This is a genomic window from Paenibacillus sp. NPDC058071 (assembly GCF_042885235.1).
In the GTDB taxonomy this organism is placed as follows: Bacteria; Bacillota; Bacilli; order Paenibacillales; family Paenibacillaceae; genus Pristimantibacillus.
The window spans coordinates 1-19,995 of the sequence record NZ_JBHVSK010000008.1 but is presented as its reverse complement, the minus strand read 5'-3'; the positions used below and the strand labels follow the sequence as shown (position 1 = coordinate 19,995).

Annotated in this window: 18 protein-coding genes; 10 read left to right on the top strand and 8 right to left on the bottom strand. The window is 53.8% G+C overall.

Annotated elements, in window-relative coordinates; all coding sequences use genetic code 11:
* From ACFVTB_RS14715 to ACFVTB_RS14705, 3 genes are read left to right on the top strand one after another with little or no spacing between them, the layout of a single operon-like run.
* Complete coding sequence (locus tag ACFVTB_RS14715; RefSeq protein WP_387750239.1) at positions 1 to 768, top strand: SDR family NAD(P)-dependent oxidoreductase; 768 nt, start codon at positions 1 to 3, stop codon at positions 766 to 768.
* On the top strand, positions 765 to 2,858 hold the full coding sequence (locus ACFVTB_RS14710; RefSeq protein WP_387750237.1) for a heparinase II/III domain-containing protein: 2,094 nt from the start codon (positions 765 to 767) through the stop codon (positions 2,856 to 2,858). The genes ACFVTB_RS14715 and ACFVTB_RS14710 overlap by 4 nt, the downstream gene beginning before the upstream one ends.
* Entirely contained in the window at positions 2,855 to 5,176 is a 2,322-nt protein-coding gene (locus tag ACFVTB_RS14705; protein ID WP_387750235.1) for a DUF4962 domain-containing protein, read from the top strand. Before ACFVTB_RS14710 ends, ACFVTB_RS14705 begins: the two co-directional genes overlap by 4 nt.
* Before the next feature lie 182 nt (positions 5,177 to 5,358).
* Here ACFVTB_RS14705 and ACFVTB_RS14700 read toward each other — a convergent pair whose 3' ends face one another.
* Positions 5,359 to 5,973, bottom strand: coding sequence for a MerR family transcriptional regulator (locus ACFVTB_RS14700; protein WP_387750232.1), 615 nt, complete (start codon positions 5,971 to 5,973; stop codon positions 5,359 to 5,361).
* Between the two features lie 344 nt (positions 5,974 to 6,317).
* Here ACFVTB_RS14700 and ACFVTB_RS14695 point away from each other — a divergent pair, with 344 nt between their 5' ends.
* A complete protein-coding gene (locus ACFVTB_RS14695) occupies positions 6,318 to 7,148 on the top strand; it encodes a protein-glutamine gamma-glutamyltransferase (RefSeq protein ID WP_387750229.1) in 831 nt (276 codons plus the stop codon).
* A gap of 74 nt (positions 7,149 to 7,222) precedes the next feature.
* On the opposite strand, the gene ACFVTB_RS14690 is transcribed toward ACFVTB_RS14695, so the two are convergent.
* Together ACFVTB_RS14690 and ACFVTB_RS14685 are read right to left on the bottom strand one after the other, a co-directional pair.
* Entirely contained in the window at positions 7,223 to 8,047 is an 825-nt protein-coding gene (locus tag ACFVTB_RS14690) for a hypothetical protein (RefSeq protein ID WP_387750226.1), read from the bottom strand.
* A 157-nt stretch (positions 8,048 to 8,204) separates the two neighbouring features.
* Positions 8,205 to 9,107, bottom strand: a complete 903-nt coding sequence (locus ACFVTB_RS14685; protein ID WP_387750224.1) for a helix-turn-helix domain-containing protein — start codon at positions 9,105 to 9,107, stop codon at positions 8,205 to 8,207.
* Positions 9,108 to 9,209: 102 nt separating this feature from the next.
* Here ACFVTB_RS14685 and ACFVTB_RS14680 point away from each other — a divergent pair, with 102 nt between their 5' ends.
* From ACFVTB_RS14680 to ACFVTB_RS14670, 3 genes are read left to right on the top strand one after another with little or no spacing between them, the layout of a single operon-like run.
* Positions 9,210 to 10,289: a Gfo/Idh/MocA family protein gene (locus tag ACFVTB_RS14680; RefSeq protein ID WP_387750221.1), complete on the top strand. Its 1,080-nt coding sequence runs from the start codon at positions 9,210 to 9,212 to the stop codon at positions 10,287 to 10,289.
* Positions 10,289 to 11,182 carry a sugar phosphate isomerase/epimerase family protein gene (locus ACFVTB_RS14675; RefSeq protein WP_387750218.1) on the top strand — a complete coding sequence of 298 codons (894 nt, stop codon included), beginning with the start codon at positions 10,289 to 10,291 and terminating at the stop codon, positions 11,180 to 11,182. Before ACFVTB_RS14680 ends, ACFVTB_RS14675 begins: the two co-directional genes overlap by 1 nt.
* Before the next feature lie 32 nt (positions 11,183 to 11,214).
* Complete coding sequence (locus ACFVTB_RS14670) at positions 11,215 to 12,045, top strand: sugar phosphate isomerase/epimerase family protein (RefSeq protein WP_387750216.1); 831 nt, start codon at positions 11,215 to 11,217, stop codon at positions 12,043 to 12,045.
* Positions 12,046 to 12,212: 167 nt separating this feature from the next.
* Here the strand turns inward: ACFVTB_RS14670 and ACFVTB_RS14665 are convergent, their stop codons facing one another.
* Positions 12,213 to 12,653, bottom strand: a complete 441-nt coding sequence (locus tag ACFVTB_RS14665) for a VOC family protein (protein ID WP_387750782.1) — start codon at positions 12,651 to 12,653, stop codon at positions 12,213 to 12,215.
* 61 nt (positions 12,654 to 12,714) lie between these two features.
* On the opposite strand from ACFVTB_RS14665, the gene ACFVTB_RS14660 reads away from it, so the two are divergent.
* On the top strand, positions 12,715 to 13,530 hold the full coding sequence (locus ACFVTB_RS14660; protein WP_387750213.1) for a helix-turn-helix domain-containing protein: 816 nt from the start codon (positions 12,715 to 12,717) through the stop codon (positions 13,528 to 13,530).
* A 44-nt stretch (positions 13,531 to 13,574) separates the two neighbouring features.
* On the opposite strand, the gene ACFVTB_RS14655 is transcribed toward ACFVTB_RS14660, so the two are convergent.
* Positions 13,575 to 14,144 (bottom strand): YdeI/OmpD-associated family protein, encoded by a 570-nt coding sequence (locus ACFVTB_RS14655; RefSeq protein ID WP_387750210.1) that lies wholly within the window; start codon positions 14,142 to 14,144, stop codon positions 13,575 to 13,577.
* A gap of 234 nt (positions 14,145 to 14,378) precedes the next feature.
* On the opposite strand from ACFVTB_RS14655, the gene ACFVTB_RS14650 reads away from it, so the two are divergent.
* Both ACFVTB_RS14650 and ACFVTB_RS14645 read left to right on the top strand, forming a co-directional pair.
* A complete protein-coding gene (locus ACFVTB_RS14650; protein WP_387750207.1) occupies positions 14,379 to 15,203 on the top strand; it encodes a formate/nitrite transporter family protein in 825 nt (274 codons plus the stop codon).
* A 153-nt stretch (positions 15,204 to 15,356) separates the two neighbouring features.
* Positions 15,357 to 16,289: an L-lactate dehydrogenase gene (locus tag ACFVTB_RS14645; RefSeq protein WP_387750204.1), complete on the top strand. Its 933-nt coding sequence runs from the start codon at positions 15,357 to 15,359 to the stop codon at positions 16,287 to 16,289.
* Positions 16,290 to 17,377: 1,088 nt separating this feature from the next.
* Here the strand turns inward: ACFVTB_RS14645 and ACFVTB_RS14640 are convergent.
* The 3 genes from ACFVTB_RS14640 to ACFVTB_RS14630 are packed head-to-tail and all read right to left on the bottom strand — an operon-like array spanning position 17,378 to position 19,175.
* Positions 17,378 to 18,229, bottom strand: coding sequence for a 1,4-dihydroxy-6-naphtoate synthase (locus ACFVTB_RS14640; RefSeq protein ID WP_387750201.1), 852 nt, complete (start codon positions 18,227 to 18,229; stop codon positions 17,378 to 17,380).
* On the bottom strand, positions 18,230 to 18,901 hold the full coding sequence (locus ACFVTB_RS14635) for a futalosine hydrolase (RefSeq protein ID WP_387750198.1): 672 nt from the start codon (positions 18,899 to 18,901) through the stop codon (positions 18,230 to 18,232).
* A 58-nt stretch (positions 18,902 to 18,959) separates the two neighbouring features.
* A complete protein-coding gene (locus tag ACFVTB_RS14630; RefSeq protein ID WP_387750195.1) occupies positions 18,960 to 19,175 on the bottom strand; it encodes a hypothetical protein in 216 nt (71 codons plus the stop codon).
* Between the last annotated feature and the right edge of the window lie 820 nt (positions 19,176 to 19,995).

Below are 19,995 nucleotides of genomic sequence, written 5' to 3'. Positions count from 1 at the left end.
ATGCAGATCGATCTAACGGGAAAAATAGCGCTCGTCACCGGCTCGTCCGGAGGAATCGGACGCGGAGTGGCGAGCATGCTTGCAGCAAGCGGGGCTAAGGTAGCCTTGAATTATTTGAACAACCGCGAAGGAGCGGAGGAGGCTGCGGCGTCTATTCGCGCCGAAGGCGGAGTCGCTGAGATTTTCCCGGCCGACGTGACCGTACCGGAGCAGATCACCTCGATGGTCGAAGCCATCGAAGCATCGTTCGGCGGGCCGATCTCTATTCTCGTGAATAACGCAGGCCATCTGGTCGGACGGGTGACCTGCGAGGAGATGACGGAAGAGCATTACGCCAAGGTGATGGACGTGAATCTGAAAAGCGCCGTTTTCGTCAGCAAGGCAGTTATTCCGGGCATGAAAGCGGGAGGCTTCGGACGCATCGTCAATCTGTCTTCCATCGCGGCACATAACGGCGGGGGGCCGGGAGCAGCGCTGTACGCTGCGGGCAAAGCAGCGGTCATCGCCTATACGAAAGGGCTCGCGAAGGAGCTGGCGCCAGCGGGCGTTACAGCGAACGTCGTCTCGCCGGGCTTTATTGGACAGACGGCGTTTCATGCGACGTTCACGCCCGATGCGGCCCGGAAAGCGACGGTTGCCGGTATTCCGATTGGCCGTGAAGGAACGCCGGACGATGTGGCGGGAACGGTGCTGTTCCTCGCATCGGAGTTGGCCGGCTATTTGACCGGCGAGACGATCGAGGTTAACGGCGGGATGTTTATGCGATGAGTTTTATGCCGATACGAGAGAAGGCGGCGCGCTATGAATGGTGCGCTTCCGCCGTTCGAGAACTGGCGGCGGAGCTTGAAGCGGGAGCTGAAGCTTATGACGGCATTCTGCTTCAAATTCCGCAGGAGCCGGGAGGCTGGTGGCATAACTACGTTTGTCCCGAGCACCACACGGAGCTGCTATTCGATCCGTCCGAACAGGACGCCCGGCTGTATCGCTGCCCATACGGCTGCGAGCTGTCCGGCGAAACGTTTAGGGGCGCTTGGCTTGTGTTCAAGCATCAGTCGCTGGCTCGCCGGGCGCTGCAGGCTGCGGCCGTTTACGCGGTGACAGGCGATGCACGGCATGCGAGGCTGGGTAAGGCGATCATCGTCCGCTATGCCGAACAGTTTCCGCATTATCCGGTGCATCAAGGCGCTTCTGCATGGATGCTGAAGGGGAGGGCGTTTCATCAGGCGCTGACGGAGGCGATCTGGGCGACGACGCTTATTCGGGCTTACTTGCTGCTAAGGGACGAGGGCGTATCTTTTGAGGATGAGCAGGCGGATCTGGAGCGGTTTTGGACCATGCTGGGCGACAGCATGGGTGAATATCATGCCATTTTAACGAAAGAGCGGGGCAATCCGGAGAACAACTATACGGCTTGGCTGAACGCCGCCTTGTCCGCTGTCTACGCGGCGCAAGGAGAACATGGCAAGCTGCTTGCGCAGTTGGACCGCGAGGGAGGCTTCCGCCATCATTTGGCGATTGCCGTACGGCCGGATCAGCTGGAATTTGAGGGCAGTGTTTATTATCACGCCTTTGTCGTTAGAGCGTATTTGATCAGCGCCGAAATGGCTTTGCGAGCTGGAGAGGACATCTATCGCTGGGCAGCGCCGGAAGAGCAGTCCATCGCGGGCATGCTGGAGGTTCTTGCTCAATTGGCAGGGCCGGACGGTCGTCTTCCGGCGCTGCACGACGGTCCTTATTGGCGGGAGCCGTATGCACTGGAGCTGGCGGAGATTTTCGAAATCGGCATGTCGCGGTTCGGGGACGAGAAGCTGCTGCCGATGCTGGCTGATGTGTACCGCCGGCTTTACCCGGAATCGGGAGCGCGGCTTGGACTGGAAGCGGTCCTATACGGCGACGGCCAGTTAAGCAGCGCGGACGAGATGGCGCAGCGAGCTGATGCGGCAAGCGGCCTTCTCTCTAACCCATCCATCCTGTTGTCAGACAGCGGCTTTGCCATCCTGACTCATTCGGACAACCGGCTTAGCGGCTTGGTCGATTTTGGCCCGCACGGCGGACCGCACGGCCATTTTGACAAGCTTCATCTCATGCTGCGGCACCGCGAGTATACGCTTTCGCCGGACCCGGGAACGGTGCCGTACGGATCACGCTTGAAGAAGGATTGGTACGCGCATACGGCCTGCCACAATACAGTCACCGTCGGCGGACGATCGCAGCAAGAGGCGGAAGGGGAATGCTTGCGGTTCGAAGCAGCCGATTCGTACTCGTACGTTTGGCTTCGCTCCGCCAAGGCTTATGAGGGAGCAGTACTGGAGCGCCACATTCGGATTGAGAGAGATTGGATCGTCGATTGGTTCGAGGTGGAACTAGCGGAGACGGCGACAATAGATTGGTGGTTTCACGTCAAGGGAGCCTTCGATTTTGGCGCGGGCGTTATTCAGGAGGACGTATCTGTATCCGGTCGGAAGTTGGGCGATCGAGACGGTTATGCAGAAATAGAAGCGGTAAGCCGGATTGAGTCTCGTCCTGCGGGGCTGCTTGGTTTGCGTATTCACCAGACCGGAATGGAGAGTTCCGAGCCGGTATCGGTGTCGCTATGGCTCGAGAGGGATACTGAACTGCTGCGGGTCACATCTCTCGGCACGGCCGATGATCCGCATAGGCGGAGAGAGGGGCTGCTTGCGAGGCATAGCGGGAGACGGGCGAGGTTCATAGCCGTTTACTCGGCAGGCAACGCAATGCCGGTTTTAAGTTTGGAGGAAGATGGCACGCTCGCCGTCAAGCTGATCGGCAGCGAGGATAGAGAAGAGATGCACTACGAGCTAACAGATAGCGGGCTGAGGGAGAGGATCGGAACATGACGTTAACGAAACTGTTTGAACCGCAAAGCGGCTTGATGTCGGTGCCGTACGAACCGTCCGGGAAGACAGGGCTGCTGGAGAACCCGCCCCGGTTTACATGGATGCCGGCAAGGCTGGATGACGATTGTTATGTGCTTCAATACTCCGCGTCCGAGCAGTTTGACGATCAAGAGACGGTTACTGCAAGCGGCATTCCTTATAACCTGTATACGCCGGAAGCTCCGTTAGCGCCGGGACGTTATTACTGGCGCTACGCTTTGTTGACGGGAAAAGGAGGAGACTCGCAAACCAATTGGAGCGAGGTTCGAACGTTCGAGGTGCCGGAAGGGCTTCCCGAGACGCCGCTGCCGGGTCGGCCGAATCGCTATGACGGGACAGCGTCCGCGCACCCGCGTCTGTGGCTGAACTCGGAGAAGCTCGCCGCTTTTCGCAAGGCGCTGACCGCAGACGGCTCCTATTGCGGATGGGACGTCTTTTATGAAAAGTCGGTCAAACCGTGGATGAGCAAACCATTAATCCCGGAACCGGCCCGCTATCCGGGCAACAAACGCGTAGCCAAGCTGTGGCGGCAGATGTACATGGATTGCCAGGAGGCGCTTTACGCCGTTAAGCATTTGAGCGTGGCGGGCGTGATTACGCAGGACGAAGCGGTGATTGCAAGGGCCAGGGAGTGGCTGCTTCATGTCGTCTCGTGGGATACGGAAGGCACGACTGCCCGCGATTATAACGATGAAGCTGCTTTTCGCATCGTAGGTGCGATCGCTTGGGGCTACGACTGGCTGCATGATTATTTATCGGAAGAAGAACGCATCGCCGTACGCGCCAATCTGCTGCGGCGGGCGGAGCAGGTGGCGCACCATGTGATCGACCGTTCCAAAATCCATCATGTCCCTTACGACAGTCATGCTGTGCGCTCGCTTTCGTCGGTGCTGACGCCGGCCTGCATCGCCATGCTGCATGAAGAGCCGCAGGCGCGGGAGTGGCTGGACTATACGCTGGAATACTACTCCTGCCTATATTCGCCTTGGGGCGGCGAGGACGGCGGCTGGGCCGAAGGGCCGCTGTATTGGACGACGGGACTCGCTTTTGTCATCGACGCGATGAATCTGATTAGCGGCTATACGGGAATAGACCTGTTCAAGCGGCCTTTCTTCACCAAAACTGGCGATTTCCCGCTATACTGCTCGAGCCCTGGCACGATCAGAGCCAGCTTCGGCGACCAGTCGTATTTGGGCGAGCCGACAAGTCTCAAAACCGGGTATAATATCCGGCAATTCGCCGGCTTGACCGGCAACGGGCTGTACCAATGGTATTATGAGCGGACGGCAGCGACGGACAAGGACGCCGACTCGAAATTTTACAATTACGGCTGGTGGGATTTCCGGTTTGATGAGATGGTGTACCGCCATGATTACCCGCACGTGGAAGCGCTGGAGCCTGCGGACGGGGCCATTGAGCCAGTCAAATGGTTTCGCGACATCGGCTGGGTGGCGATGCATCATCGAATGGAACAGCCGGAGGAGCATATTATGCTGCTTGCGAAAAGCAGCCGTTATGGATCCATCAGCCATAGCCACGGCGATCAAAACGGCTTCCTTCTGCATGCATTCGGCGAACCGCTGGCGATCGAGAGCGGCTACTACATCGCCTTCGGCAGCACGATGCATATGAACTGGCGCAGGCAGACGCAGTCAACGAACAATCTGCTGATCGACGGGCTCGGACAATACGCAGGCCGGAATAAGGTACAGTGCATGGAAGCGAACGGTTTAGTTGAAGAAGCCCGGTACTTGCCGGAGCAGGGGGGCTGCGGCTATGCGCGGATGAACGCGACAGCAGCTTATCGCATGAATGTGCCGTACTTGGAAAACTATACGCGCGAGCTCTATTTCTTCAACCAGTCCTATATCGTAGTGGTAGATTACGTCGATTTGACGCAGCCGGCCAAAGTCGAATGGCTGATGCATACGCTGTATCCGATGGAGCTGAAGGAGCAGACGTTCCGCGTGAATGGACAGAAGGCCGATATGTCTGGTCGCTTCGTATACTGCTCCTCCGGCAAGCTGAGCCTGTCGCAGCATGACCAATTTACGGACGTCGATCCGACAGAGCTGGAAGGCTTGGACAATCAATGGCATCTGCATGCTGCGACGAACGCAGCTAAGCATCATCGTATTGCGACGCTGCTCGTACCGATGAAGAAGGGCGAAGACAAGTACGTCTCTTATTTTATGGACGATCAAGATTTCGGCGTCCATCTCTACTTCACTAACGAGCAGGGCATTACACAGAAGATCGAAATCGCCAAATCGTATTAAGGTTCGTTGGAGCGCTAATGCTCTAATCGGAGATTTTCGTGCCAGATAGGTGATATAAAGAAGAACGCAGAGGACCGAGACTGCTTTGGCAGTTTTGGTCCTCTGCGTGCGTAGATCGGTATTTAAATTTGGACGACATGACAATAATTTGGTTCGGGCGGCTGTACGACTAGCGTCTGGTATTACAAGAATAGAAAACGCCGCCGTTTCTTGCTTCCTCGTCCCGAGGCTGGTACTTCCGCAAGCTTAACCTTATCGGTTACCGTAGCTCCGGCCGCAGTTTGCCGCAGAGGAAGATAAAGCGCTTCGACGCTGGCTGCCAGCTGCGCGAGCGTTTGGCGAATTTCTTCCATTTCCTGACGGTGATGAAGAAGCTGGAAGGAGACGACTTCGTCGGCCTTATGGGATAAAGCGTCCTCCAACTGACTAATGCGAATAAGCAGCGTTTCCGGCTCAGCAGCAGCCGCCGTATAGGCCGAAGCGGTTCTGCTCAAAGCAGGGGAAGGAGGCCAGGCAACTGGAGAAACCGAAGCCGTTTCTTCTAATGTAATATCCGGCAGGCCCGTTCCTCCCTCTAGCTCTGATTTGATTTGCCGCAGCTTCTCGAGCGCCGCCTCGTCGAAGAGATAATGGCCGAACCGATCCTTTGGAAAGGAGGAAGGAAACAGAGAGACCCACCGTCTGACCGTCGTTTCGCTAACCGCAAGCCGCATGGCGGCTTCTTTCGTTTTCAACAGCTCCATGAAAAAGATCACCTCGCGCTTCGTATATTCCCTATATTCGCCCCTCTCCGTCAACTCCCTCCCCCTCTGACAAAGGTAGTGCCGAGTCGATAAAAGTAGTGCATTTCCGCCTGGAAAAACGCCAAGCGGCGACATGGCCGTCCGACGCTCTCACTCTCAGTTCAATTCGCTGCGCGCATAAAGATCACCGATTGGCTGTATCGCCATTGGCCCGAAAAAACAAGTGGAAGCTCTCTTACAGCTATAAGTTACCAGAGGTTTTTGCCGCAGACAGCGGGACGCGAGCCCACACCACCGGGCGAGCGCACACGTACATTAACCTAGAGGCCGGGTGCGTCTCGCTTGGAGCAAGCGGGAGGCGGGAAACAACGACAACATTGACGGAGGGGATTGCGGAAGTGATCATCATTTCGGGCAGAAACGCAGAGCAGGTCATCAATCAGCTGCCGTTGACGGGACTGGAACGGAAAATCGCGATGGGCAAAATGAACAGCCCGGTCGCGTATCGCTACGATTCGCCGGAAGCGCTGCAGTTCGAGCTGACGACGAGGCAAAGCATTGTGAACGCGGCGCGAGCTTTGCAGGCTAGCGATGCGGCGTTTGCGATTTTTGAGAAATCGTATTGCAATCTGAGGTACTGGACGCGCACGGCAAACGGGGGCTTTCAGCTGAATCCGGGAGTCCGCCCGTCGGATGCCATTAACGATATTTTTCGCAACGGCGATAAATACGGCTTCGAATGCGCAACCGCTATCGTCATTATTTGGTATAAAGCGGTGCTGGATGTAGTCGGAGAAACGGTGTTCAATGCTTATTTCAACAATTTGTATTTGCGCGACTGGAATCATGACAGCGACCTGTGGCTGATCTCGACCCACAGCAGCGACGAGTCGTATCCAGGCGACGTGCTTTATTTCAAAAACCCGGATTACGATAAAGATACGCCGGAGTGGCAGGGTGAGAATGTTGTTCTACTGGATGACAACCTCTACTTTGGGCACGGCATCGGCATTGAGTCGGGCGAGGATATTATCCGCTCGCTGAATAAAATGCGGGAGCCGGGAAGCACGCGCTCGGCTCATCTGTCCGATCTGGTCGTTTATCCGAACTTCGAAAATTTGCGGCGGCTCGCTGCGAGGATTACCGCTGAACTGGAGGAAGAGGTCTCCCAGTTGGCGGACACCCGCTCGATTATGTCCGTTATTGGCTCCAAGCAAGTTTTTCAATAATCGAATATGTGCAAATGACGAAGCGGCCGAACCATTGAGGTTCGGCCGCTTTACTCGTTACTTCCCCACCCAGACTACGGAATTAACGCCTTTGCTTTGGCGATAACGGCCTCGATTTGCGTTTCGTACACATGAATTTTTTGCTTTTGCTCGATGATTTGCTTCTGGTACGAGATCATTCGGATGAAAGAGCCGGACGAGGCGGTGACATCCGCTTTTCGAACGGCTTGATTGAGCACCGCGCCCTCTGTGGCAAAATGCTTTTTCGTCGTGCTAATCGTGCTTTTAGCCGCTTTGATTTTCACGTTCAGCGAGTCGGCGCCGGAGAGCGTATCAGCGACTTTCTTCCTGGCCGCCGTCGCGGCCGTTTTGGCTGCTTTCAGCGCCGCTTCTTTCTTCTTAAGGTCTTCTTTCGCCAGCGTGACGCCGAACTTGGCGGCGTCCAGCTGCGGCTCCAAGTAGGCGACCGCCGTTTTGCTTTTCAGCTTTTTAGCGGCGGTATGCTGTTGTTTTAACGAATCGTACAGCTTGAACACCGGCTCGTATTTTTTGCGGGCGGCGGTCAACTCGGTTTCCAGACGGGCCACTTTGGCCGCGTCGATTTCCTTCGCGCTCTTTTTGACGGCAATCAGGCTTTCCTCGTTGCGGTAGTGCAGACCGTTCACTTTCGTATCCCAGTCCAAATCTTGCTTTTGCAGCGCTTGCAGCTCGGCGTACTGCTTCTTCAGCTTGTCGCCAGACGCCTGTCCGGCGTCGCCGGTCATTTTGTCGAATGCCGTCCTAGCGGTGACGGTGAACTCGAAAGCGGCGGCGGAGACGGGCGCGGCGAACAGGACGGCCGCGCATAGCAAGGCGACGAGCGGAAGGACAAGCTTCTTGCGGGCAAAAGATGGGTGCATAGCAAAACCTCCTTGGTTAATTCGGCCGATTCCCTCGGTACAACAACGCAAAAAAGCACCGGCAAGACAAGGCGTTGTCGCCTTCTCCTGCGGGTGCTTCCCAAGGAAATCGATCGATAGATTTAGTTACGATTAGACTATACAAGACCGTCCAAGTCTAGTCAAGACGTGGAGCGCTCGCTCCTTCCAGAGCCGGGCCGCGCGACTGCCGGTTGGAGCGGAACAGCGCGGGCGCTTCGCCAGACAGCTTCTTGAACAGCCTCGAAAAATAAAAAACATCGCTGTAGCCAAGCGTCGCGGCAATCTCTTTAACCGTTTGATCGGTGACGAGCAGAAGGTTTTTGGCTTCGGTCATTTTCAGCCGGTGCACATATTCATGCAGAGCGAAGCCCGTGTGCTCGCTGATCGTGCGGCGCAGTGTCGAGAGCGACCAATGGTGGCGCTCGGCGAACGACTTCGGATCGAAGGGCTCGAAGATGGATGCGTTTAAATCATCGAGCAGCTGCGCCAGTCTGGCCGCTTTGCCGTTCATAGGAAGGGTCGCTCCAGAATGAACGAAATCATAAAGAAGCGATTCCAGCAGCAGAGCTGCACGATCCGCGTCGCTTGGCTGTCCGCTCTCCATAAGCTGAAAAATGCGATCCATCCGCGCCCGCTGCTGCACATCGGCTTCCGCTCTTCGCACTTCATCCGATTTGACGGGCCAGTACGCCAGCCACTCCTGAATGCGGCTGCCATCAATAGTGAAGTAAATTTCATCCCAGTAGCCGCCATCAACCGGACCGTAATCGTAGACGACATCCGGTTCAAAGAAAAACAAGCTTCCGGCGTCAACCGTTTGCCGCGGCCCATTGCCGGAACGGTAATAGCCGGACCCTCCCGCAATGTAGACGACCGCCCAATGGCGGAATACGGCGGCTTGGCGCGGCATCGTTCTGCCCGGCAAATGGCCGACGTGGCGGATGTGGAGCGAACGGACGGAGAGCTTGGCCGGATCGACGTTCAGGTCTATGATTCTGAGCGGTTCAGGACTGATCATATAATCCATGAACTTTACCATACTGTTCATTCCTCTCCTTTATGGAATAATGATAAGTTGGTTTTGTAGTATAAGCAACCATCAATCATTTTTAGACATATGAAGCATGGAGGGATGTTGATTATGGCAAAGCTGAAGGTTGGCGTCATTGGCGCGGGCTCGATCTCAGAGGTTCATTTGCACGCTTATTCGATTCATCCGGAGGTCGAGTTGGCCGCCATTTCCGATTTGAACGAGTCGAGGGCGCGCGAGAAAGCGGATCGATACGGAGTAGCAAAGGTTTTCACTGATTATAAGGATTTGCTGGAGGACCCGGAGATTGAAGCGGTCAGCATTTGTACATGGAACAATTCTCATGCGGAAATAGCGGTGCAGGCTTTGGACGCTGGAAAGCACGTGTTATGCGAGAAGCCGTTGTCGCAGACGGTCGAGCAGGCGCTGCTGGTCGAGAGGGCCGTGAAGCGCTCGGGCAAGCTGCTGCTTGTCGGTTTTGTAAGAAGATACAGCGACCAAGTGAAGCTGCTTAAAAAATATACCGACGCCGGAGCTCTCGGCGATATCTATTACGCTAAGGCGTCGATCTTGCGCCGCCTCGGCAACCCTGGCGGATGGTTCTCGGATGCCGAACGTTCGGGGGGCGGCCCGTTGATTGATTTGGGCGTCCATATGATTGACGTCTGTTGGTACTTGATGGGCAGGCCGAAAGTGAAGTCGGTCAGCGGAAATACGTATAAGCAGCTCGGCAACCGTTCCCACATCGAAGGACTGGATTTCTATAAAGCAGCCGATTACGCAGCGGACGGCCGCAACGACGTCGAGGATTTGGCGAACGCGCTTATTCGCTTCGAGAACGGCGCGAGCCTGTTCGTGGACGTCAGCTTTACCATTCACGCCGCTCAGAACGAATCCTCTTCCAAAATATATGGTACGAGAGGCGGCGCGGAGATCGAGCCGGAGCTCGTTATCGTCAGCGAGCAATTCAATACGATCGTCAACATTGAGCCGCAAATCGATCACCGCACGTTCCAATTTCAAGGCTCTTTCAATAACGAAATCTCGCATTTCGTCGACTGCTGCCAAGGAAACGCGCAGCCGATCAGTCCAGTTGAGGACGGCGTTGAGCTGATGCGCATTTTGAATGCGGTGTACGAATCGGCGGCTACCGGGAAAGAAATTGTATTGTTCGGGGAGGAGAGAAGATAATGGCGGTTGAGCAGCAAAAGATAACGAACCCGATTGGCGTTATTGTGGAAAGCTTCGGGCTTGGCCTTCGCGGCGGTCTGGAGAAAGCGAAGGAGATTGGAGCCGACGGCGTGCAAATCTATGCGGTCAGCGGCGAGATGGACCCGGATAATTTGGATGCCGAGGCGCGGAAAGAGCTGAAGGCATTCATCGAATCGCTAGGCTTGAAGCTTTCCGCACTGTGCGGCGATCTTGGCGGCCATGGCTTCCAAGATCGCGCGGGCAACCCGGCGAAAATCGAGAAGTCGAAGCGAATTCTTGACCTTGCGCTTGATCTTGGCACCTCCATCGTTACGACTCATATCGGCATTGTGCCGGAAGACAAGGAGTCCGACATCTATAAGGCGATGCAGGAGGCATGCGAAGAACTGAGCCGTTATGCGAGCGATCGCGGCGCTTATTTTGCAATTGAGACCGGCCCAGAGCCAGCAGCGCGACTGAAGGAATTTCTGGACTCGCTTTCTTCGAAGGGCGTGTCGGTCAACTTCGATCCGGCCAATATGGTTATGGTCACCGGAGACAACCCGGTTCAAGGCGTATATTTACTGCGCGACTATATTGTGCATACGCATGCGAAGGACGGCGTCAAGCTTGCCGCCGAAATCGATCCGCGCGATGTATACGGCTACTTGGGCTACGGTGAAATGAGCCATGAAGCGATCGCCGAAATGGCAGAGCGAGGCCCGCTGTTCCGTGAAGTGCCGCTTGGCGAAGGCGGCGTCGACTTCCCGGCTTATTTTGAGGCTCTGCGGGATATCGGATATAACGGATTTTTGACAATTGAGCGGGAAGTGGGCACGAACCCGGAGGTTGATATCCGCAAGGCGGTTTCTTTCCTTCAATCCTATAAATAAATAAATAAACCGAAGTGAAGGGGATGACGGACATGGCAATTGCGCTGAGCGCTTGGAGCTGCCACTCTTATTTCGAAGAGGGCTGGGGAAACAAGGAGTTTATTGAATTCGCAGCGACATCCGGCGCTGACGGGGTGGAACTGCTTAGCTTTCATTGGAATGAAGAAAAGGATGCGACCGAAGTGCCGGAGGCGCTTGCGCGCACTGGCCTGAAGCTGGCCTGTTTTGGCGCCAGCAACAACTTTGCCGATCCTGATGCGGCGGCACGTTCCGCCCAAGTGGACGGGATCAAGAGCAGCGTCGATATCGCGGAGCGTTTCGGGGCGAAGGTCGTCCGCGTATTCGCCGGCGATTTGAGGGACGGGCTTGCGTTTGGCGAGGTGCGGCAGTGGATCGTCGACGGATTGAAAGAAGCTGCTGCATATGCAGCGGACAGAGGCATCCTTCTCTGTCTGGAAAATCACGGACTGTTGGCCGGAAAGGCGGAACAGGTCGCTTCGATTATCCGCGACGTAGAGTCACCGTATCTTCGGTCGACCTTCGACGCGGGCAATTTCCTGCTGGTCGATGAAGACCCGTCGCCTTCGGTGGAAGTACTGAAGCCGCTTGTGCGCCATGTGCATGTGAAGGATTTTGCGCCGGTCGGCGAAGACAGCGGCGAACCTTTTTACCGCTCGATTAGCGGTCAGCCATACTCAGGAAGGGTAGCAGGCGAGGGCGTCGTCGATTTGCCGTATATTATCGGCGAGCTGCGGGCCGGCGGTTATGATGGCTGGTACACGATCGAGTACGAAGGCGGCGAGGAGCAGAGGTCGGCTTCGATCCGGGCGATTGCGAATTTGAAAGGATTTCTGCAAGGCTAGCGGGAGGAAAAACATCAGGCTGCGAGCACGGACCGTTCATCGAACGGCAACCGGGCCTGCAGCCTTTTTTATAGACGCGCGGCATCACAGTAACATTTGCTTGTAGGAAATGCCGATTTTCATGTAAAATTGTGGATATTAGAAAAAGGTGAAACGACGTCAACAGGTTAAGCCATGGCTTTCTGAACGGCATCCCACATTTCTTTATAATGCGGGCTGTGAATCAAACCGATGATGTTGCCGAACGGATCGGTGACCGAAGCGGTCAGCCAATCGACACCGCGTTCCGTGAGCGGATCGTATTCCGTTGCTCCCAATTCCTTCAGCTTCTTCAGCATTCCTGGGACATCGTCCACATGCCAGTACAAAATCGCTCCTCCCGCCCCTGACAAGCTGGCAGCCTTCGGCGCATACTTTTTATCGATAATGCCGAGCTCATCTTGAGAGTCGCCGATCCGAAATTCCAGATAGGCCGGATTTTCCGGTGTCGGACGCTCGAAATAAGGCTCCATGCCGAGCAGCTCCGTGTACCATTCTCTTGCGGCTTTCACATCCTCCGCCCAAAAGCTTACATTAGCCATCCCGCGCAGTTGAGGTGTATTTGTTATCGTCATCGTCAAAACTCCTTTTTGTTTCGAATTGGATTCTACTTATAGAGTAGGTGATAAGATGAAGCCTGTATTACAAAAAACCGCAGCTTTTTATAAACCGTCCGGACATTTAGATCCCACTGGGTATGAGCGTCATGTTCATTTTCAAACCTATTTGCCGCCTGAGAATTTGCAGCCTTTCATCTGTCATTTCTGGATTGTAAGTTGGGAGGGGATCGACAAGCAGCCTTATGTTTCGGAGCAGGTCATGCATAGGCCGTATGTCGATATCTACTTGTCCTTAGAGGAGTCGGGTATCCAATGCACCTTCCGGGATAAGCGCGATTACCGGGCGGCGGACAGCGGCAGAATTATCGGAGCACGGCTGCTGCCGGGAGCGTTTCGCGCTTTTTGGAAGGATTCACTGATAGGCATGCACAACGAGACCATCGAATTGCAGCGTGTGTTTCCGGAAGCCGACCAGCATTTTATTGAAGCGGCGCTATCCCAGCAGGACGATGCGGCCGTCGGCATTCTGTGCGAGCTTATTCAAGCGAACCTTCCGGTTTTCGATCCGCATATTGAAACAGTCAACCGCATAATTGAGGCGATCGAAGCCGAGGATTTATCGACTGTGAAAAATGTAGCCGAACGGTTCGGCAAAAGCGAACGCTGGCTTCAACAGCTGTTCCATGATTATGTCGGAGTCGGCATCAAGTGGCAGCTGCAGCGAAAAAAGCTGCTGGAGGCGGCCAAATCAATCCGCGAAAACGACAATCCTAGCTGGGCGGATCTTGCCTACGAGCACGGATACAGCAGCCAGCAGCATTTTATTACCGACTTCAAGCGTGTGCTTGGAAAAACCCCTCTTCAATACAAGAAGGAGTTAACTTAATCCGCCGAGGTTGCAATGTGTTTTTAATAGAAGCAGCGTTAGTTTTAAGATTCCAGTTTGGCGATTGCTTTCAGCAGTTGGGCAGCTCTGTTTTTCGGTGTTGCAGCCTTTAGCAACGGTAAGCAGACAGCGTACTGAGCCGTTTTGTCGAGCTGCTCGAACGTTCGCTTGGCTTGCTCTCGCTGCTCCAAGGCCGACAAGAGATCTGGAGGAATAGCTGCGCTTTTTTGAGATTCATAAGCGCCGTCCCATCGTCCGTCAGCTTGTGCCGCCTCGATTTCGGCATAACCAGAAGGCTTCATTCTTCCACTCTCAATCAATGCTTTCGCTTTGTTGACATTAATCATGGACCAGGGACTTTTCGGACGCCGCGGCGAATATCTTTGCAAATAGCAGCGCTCATCTAGCGATTTGCGGTGGCTGTCGATCCAGCCGTAGCATAAGGCGACGTCAAGCGCTTCAGGGATGGCGATCGATGAGGCGCCGGAATTTTTCTTGGCGATCCGCAGCCAAGCCTCTTTCCGAGAGTCGTGATGGGCGGCCAGCCACGCCTCCCAATCGGCAGTTCCGTCGAAATCGATATATTCGATCGAATCAGATATGGAGTTCTCCATCGGTCAAAGTCTCCCTTCTATCTTTATAAAATCTAGTCTTTCCTTTCCTGATTCCAGCATACAATAGCTGTTTTGTTCTGTATTACAAAAAACCGCAGCTTCTTCTAGCCTGTTCAATTGTGACTGAATAATGGAAAATTGTCACAAAAAGGGCGCTGAATGTGATACATATCACACAGACCACATGGAAAGGCATGGTATTATTCGGCTACAGAAGCAAGGGAGGGACGCCATATGGAAGTTGAATCGTTGCTTAAGGCGGAAGGTTTGGCGCTGAAGAAGCAATCGTTGTTCCGGCAAAGTCCGCTCCGCTATTTGGCTCGTTCGATGCTGGCAAGCATGTTTATCGGATTCGGCGTAATCGTCGCATTCAAGACGGGCAATTTTTTCTACCTGGAGCATTCCCCGTTTACGTATCCGATGGCCGCGCTGACATTTGGAGCCGCTATTATTCTCATTACTTACGGGGGCGGCGACTTGTTTACCGGCGATACGTTTTACTACACCTTCGCGGCTCTTCGCCGCAAGATGAAGTGGCCGGAAGTGCTCAGAATGTGGATGGTCAGCTACGGCGGCAATTTAATCGGAGCGGGTATGTTCGCACTGCTGATTTTTACGACGGGATTGTTCGACGACGCTAAGGTGAATGGATTTTTGCTTAACGTGGTAAGCGCCAAAATGAATACGCCGGCGATGGAGCTTTTCTTTCGAGGGATTTTATGTAATTGGCTCGTTTGTATGGCGTTTTTCATTCCGATGGGGCTAAAGGGCGATGGAGCTAAAATGTTTGCCATGATGCTGTTCGTTTTCTGTTTTTTTATATCGGGCTATGAGCACAGTATCGCCAACATGTGTACGTTCGCAATCGCGCTTGTGCTGCATCATCCGGGAACGATCTCGCTGGGAGGCATGCTTCACAATTTAATTCCGGTAACGCTTGGCAACATCATCGGCGGAGGATTTTTAATGGGTGCGATGTACTACTACGTCAATAAGCCGCTGCTAGTGGAAAAGGAAAAAGAAGAAGCGATGCAGGCGGAGAAGCTCGCGGACAAATAGTTAGTTAGCCATGTTAGCAGGAGCAGATTTGAACGAACTTGAACGAACTTGAACGAAACAGACAAAAAGATAGAGACCGTGCAATTTAAGCGGGTATAAAAAGGCGAAGCAAGACTGGAACGGAAGAACGAAATCTAATAAAGGAAAAGGGAGATGGGGATTATGCTAGGCAAAAAAACGAGAGTAGTCATTATTGGAACGGGAGCGGTTGGATCGACGACGGCTTACACGCTGCTATTGCGCAATCGCGTTGATGAGCTGGTGCTGATGGACGTTAATCAGAAAAAGGCAATCGGCGACGCGCTCGATATGAACCACGGCATGCCTTTTCTCGGGCAAGCGAAAGTTTGGGCGGGAACGTATGAGGACTGCAAGGATGCGGATATTATTATCATTACGGCAGGCGCGGCGCAAAGACCGGGCGAGACTCGAACCGAGCTGCTGAAACGGAACGAAGCGATTTTCGAGAGCATCGTGACGGAAGTACTGAAGCACAATACGACCGGCATTTTGCTGATCGCATCCAATCCGGTCGATCTGATGAGCTATTTGACTTGGCGCAAGTCGGGCTGGCCGGTTAACCGGGTTATCGGTTCGGGAACGCTGCTTGATAGTGCCCGGTTCCGCTACTTGATCGGTGAAGAGCTTAATCTCGACCCGCGCAGCGTGCATGCCCACATTATTGGCGAGCATGGCGATTCGGAGCTGCCAGTATGGAGTCTGGCTAACATTGCCGGCGGCGAAGTGCAGTTAAACGACGAGCAAAAGGAAAAGATTTTCGTCGGCACAAGAGACGCGGCTTACAGTATCATTGAAGCAAAGGGTGCGACGTACTATGCGATTGCGTTGGCGTTGGACCGGATTTGCACAGCTATCTTAAGCGACGAGGGCGCTGTCCTTAATGTATCCACTTTGCTGCAGGATTATCATGGCGTATCGGACGTATATATCGGCGTTCCTTGCGTAGTTGATCGCAATGGTGTCCGCGAGGTGCTGGACCTTCCGTTGTCGGAAGAAGAGGTTGCCTTGCTGCATAAGTCGGCCGATAAGCTTAAAGGTTTGATCGCGACACTGGAGTCGCAATAAAAGGCAGAGGCTGCTGAATAGTCCTAAATGTTGCAAAATGTTAATAATTGAGACGATTATGAATGCCCTTTCTCCGTTATGATAAGTGAAAAAGGACGAAGGGGGAATCATGCATGGGCGTGCCGGCAGGCGTATGGATCGTGTCAGTCGTTATCTTGGTGCTCCTCACCTGGATAACTTTATGGGTCACGAAAAAAGCGTATTCGAAAAAATGGGACGATAGCGACGTTTAGTAAGACGCGTGGATCATATCCCGTCATGATAGATGTCGTCCCGCCGCTTGCAAGATGAAGCGATGGGGAAGGAAAAGAAAGGACCTCAAGCCTGTTCTAGAACGGTAACTCGAAAGATAGACACTTTAAAAAGTGTCAGTCTTTCGGGGTGCAGTTTATCTAGCGGGCTGAGGTCCTTTTTTTATTTGAGGGTAAAAAAAGCAGCGGCTCAAAACCGAAAATTTTAGCGACTTGAAGTGAGGGGAATCGCTGCGGACCAGAGGGGTCTTCCGATCGCCATTAAAGCCTGATTCCTTTATTTAGTAGAGGTTTGTGGTAGGAATTTGCTTTAAAAGCGACCACTAACGTTTCTCCAGAATCCCTCTGTCCCTCCACTTTCCTCCTTTTCCGTCAAGCACTGATTTTAAGGTTGATCCAAAAAAGCTGGTAAAAAGCAGATAAAATGCAGATAGAAAGCAGATAGAAAGCAGATAGAAAGCAGATAGAAAGCAGATAGAAAGCAGATACAATGCAGATAGAAATCAGATAGAAAGCAGATACAATGCAGATAGAAAAGAGAAGCTGAAAATAGCAGCTTCTCTATTGTTGCGAAGAGGAATTGTTGGCTCAGATTTGATGTTCTTTCTGAACCCAGACCCGTATCACCAATTTTAAATGTTACTTACCTTCTTATGGTTTTGGTTGCTTTCTCAGCAATCTGAGCAATCGATGGATTAGAATTGCCGATAGCTGGTGTACGATGGGCGCCGCGTGCTGCGTCCTGAAGCACAGCGTCTTCGAGGGGTTCACAAATGCTTACTTCTATCGGTTACACCGCGCGCAGCTCCCAGCGCGGTGAGGCGGTTGGAGTGTGTCTTACGGCAGCAGCAGATCTTTTGGATCAATAGCAGGAACAAGCCCCTCTTCCGCTGCCCGAACGAGCAAGGAGGTGACTGCAGCATAACCGTTTTCGCCTAAGTTGGCGGTGAAATCGTTGACGTAGAGATTGATGTGCGCCTGTGCAACTGTAGGGTCCATCTCTTGCGCATGCTGCATGATGTAGCTTTGCGATTGGTCAGGATGCTTCCAGGCATACTCGACCGACGCTTTGGCCCAACCGGAGATTGCTTTAAGATCGAGCGACCGGCGGGCAATGATGGCTCCAAGCGGAATCGGAAGTCCTGTATCTTCCTCCCACCAATTGCCCATATCGGCTAGCATCGTCAAACCGTAGTTTTGATAGGTAAAACGGGCTTCGTGAATAACCAATCCCGCGTCTATGCGTCCGTCACGGACAGCTGGCATGATTTCGTGAAACGGCATAACGATAATTTCGCCAACGCCGCCCGGAACATGTCTAGCAGCCCATAATCGGAACAGCAGGTAAGCGGTGGAGCGGTCGCTTGGCACGGCAACTTTTTTACCACTGAGTCTAGCAGGATCGGCACTGCCGCCATTTGTGAGCACGAGCGGTCCGCAACCTCTGCCAAGAGCACCGCCGCATGGCAATAAAGCGTATTCCTTCAGTACCCATGGCAAAGCGGCATACGAAATTTTCATTACATCGAGGCCGTCGCCTCCGGACGCTAGACGGTTGGTGATATCGATATCGGCATAAGTAACTTTCAGCTCAGGTGCGCCTGGAATCAATCCGTGGGCCCAAGCGTGAAATACGAAAGTGTCGTTGGGACATGGGGAGTATGCGATCGTTAATTGATCTGGATTCAATTACAAAACCTCCAATAATACCGAGCTAGCGCGCTCCAAAGATTGCAGCGCTTCTTTAATTCGCCAAGCGGCACGGTCGCGAGGACCTACCGGGTTTGAAATGGCTCGCAGCTCCAGCACGGGAAGGCTGAAGCGTTTTGCGGCCGATGCAATGCCGAAGCCTTCCATTGCTTCAGCTGCTGCGCCCGGTATGCGAGCCGCTAGCGCTTCGGCGGTAGCGGCCGATCCGGTGACGGTCGATAGCGTCAGCACCGGGCCGAGCTGGACTTCGAGTCCAGCTTCGTTGAGTGCCGCTGCGAGTTTCGCGGAAAGCTGGGCTTCGGGTTCCACCACTGCTGTTCCGAAGCCCAGCTCGTCCAAGCTGAGAAAGCCGTCTGGCGATTCGGCGCCGAGATCGGCTGCGATCAGCCGATCGGCGACGACGAGCGAGCCGACCGGGGCAACGCCTGTGAAGCCGCCGGCAATGCCGGCGCTGATAACAAGCTGATAAGCACCAGGTCCAGCTTGCTCCAATGCCAAGGCTGCGCCGATGGCCGCTTCAACTGGGCCGACGCCAGCTTCCTGCACGTCGAAGCGAGTATCGCCTTGCAAACCGCGCAGCACTGCTTCTTTTTCGGCGGCGACGGCGGTTAGAATTAATATTTTGGACGGTGCTGTTTGTGCATTCGTCATGTTCAGCAAGCTCCTTGCATGATTTATACAATAATAGAAAAGCGGAAAAGAGGGCGGATTAAGACTTGCGAATTTCGAAAAATTCGCATCGCTGCCGGTCGTAGTAAGCGACGTCGCTAACGCTAGTCTGCACGGCAACCATGCCGTCCTCGAATCGGATGACGATCCCGCCGCTGCTTACGATGAAATCGTCCTGAAAGACACGAACGCGAAGCTCGCGGCGCACCGCTTCTTCGAAATCGTCGTCCGTCAGCAGTCTGCGATTCAATGCCACGGAATAACCCCTTTCCTTGCCTGTCATTACAACCTTTATTGGAATACTCAGAAGCCACTGCGGAGTTTTGTCCGTAAGGTATGGCTCCATCTGTTATTGTCTCGCATTACGGCTCATATTTCAATGCTGCTGCGTTAATGGTGCTTTGAATAGGGGAGCCTTGTTTCTTTTGCGTAGTAGGAGTGTTACTGTGCGTCCGTAGACGCGCATGTTGCATAGAGAGGAACGGATGGGTAGACATCGGATAGGCGCGAAAACACCAAAAGCGAGCCGAAGTAGCTTCCGTAAGGCTCGAAAGCGCTTTACAGAGCGGAAAGTGGACCGAAGTAACCTCTGTAAGGCTCCAAAGCGCCTTACAGAGTGGAAAGTAGGTCGAAGTAACCTCTGTAAGGCTCCAAAGCGCCTTACAGAGCGGAAAGTGGTCCGAAGTAACCTCTGTAAGGCTCCAAAGCGCCTTACAGAGCGGAAAGTGAGCCGAAGCAGTCGCTGTAAGGCTCCAAAGCGCCTTACAGAGTGGAAAGTGGTCCGAAGCAGTCGCTGTAAGGCTCGAAAGCGCCTTACAGAGCGGAAAGTGGACCGAAGTAACCTCTGTAAGGCTCGAAAGCGCCTTACAGAGTGGAAAGTGAGCCGAAGTAGCCTCCGTAAGGCTCCAAAGCGCCTTACAGAGTGGAAAGTGAGCCGAAGCAGTCTCTGTAAGGCTCGAAAGCGCCTTACAGGGTGGAAAGTGGATGTAGACTAAAAAGTAGACACGCTGTAACAGCGACCTGATACAATAAAACTAACAAAAAAGGTCGAGGTGTGTCATGGGAGATATCCGCCA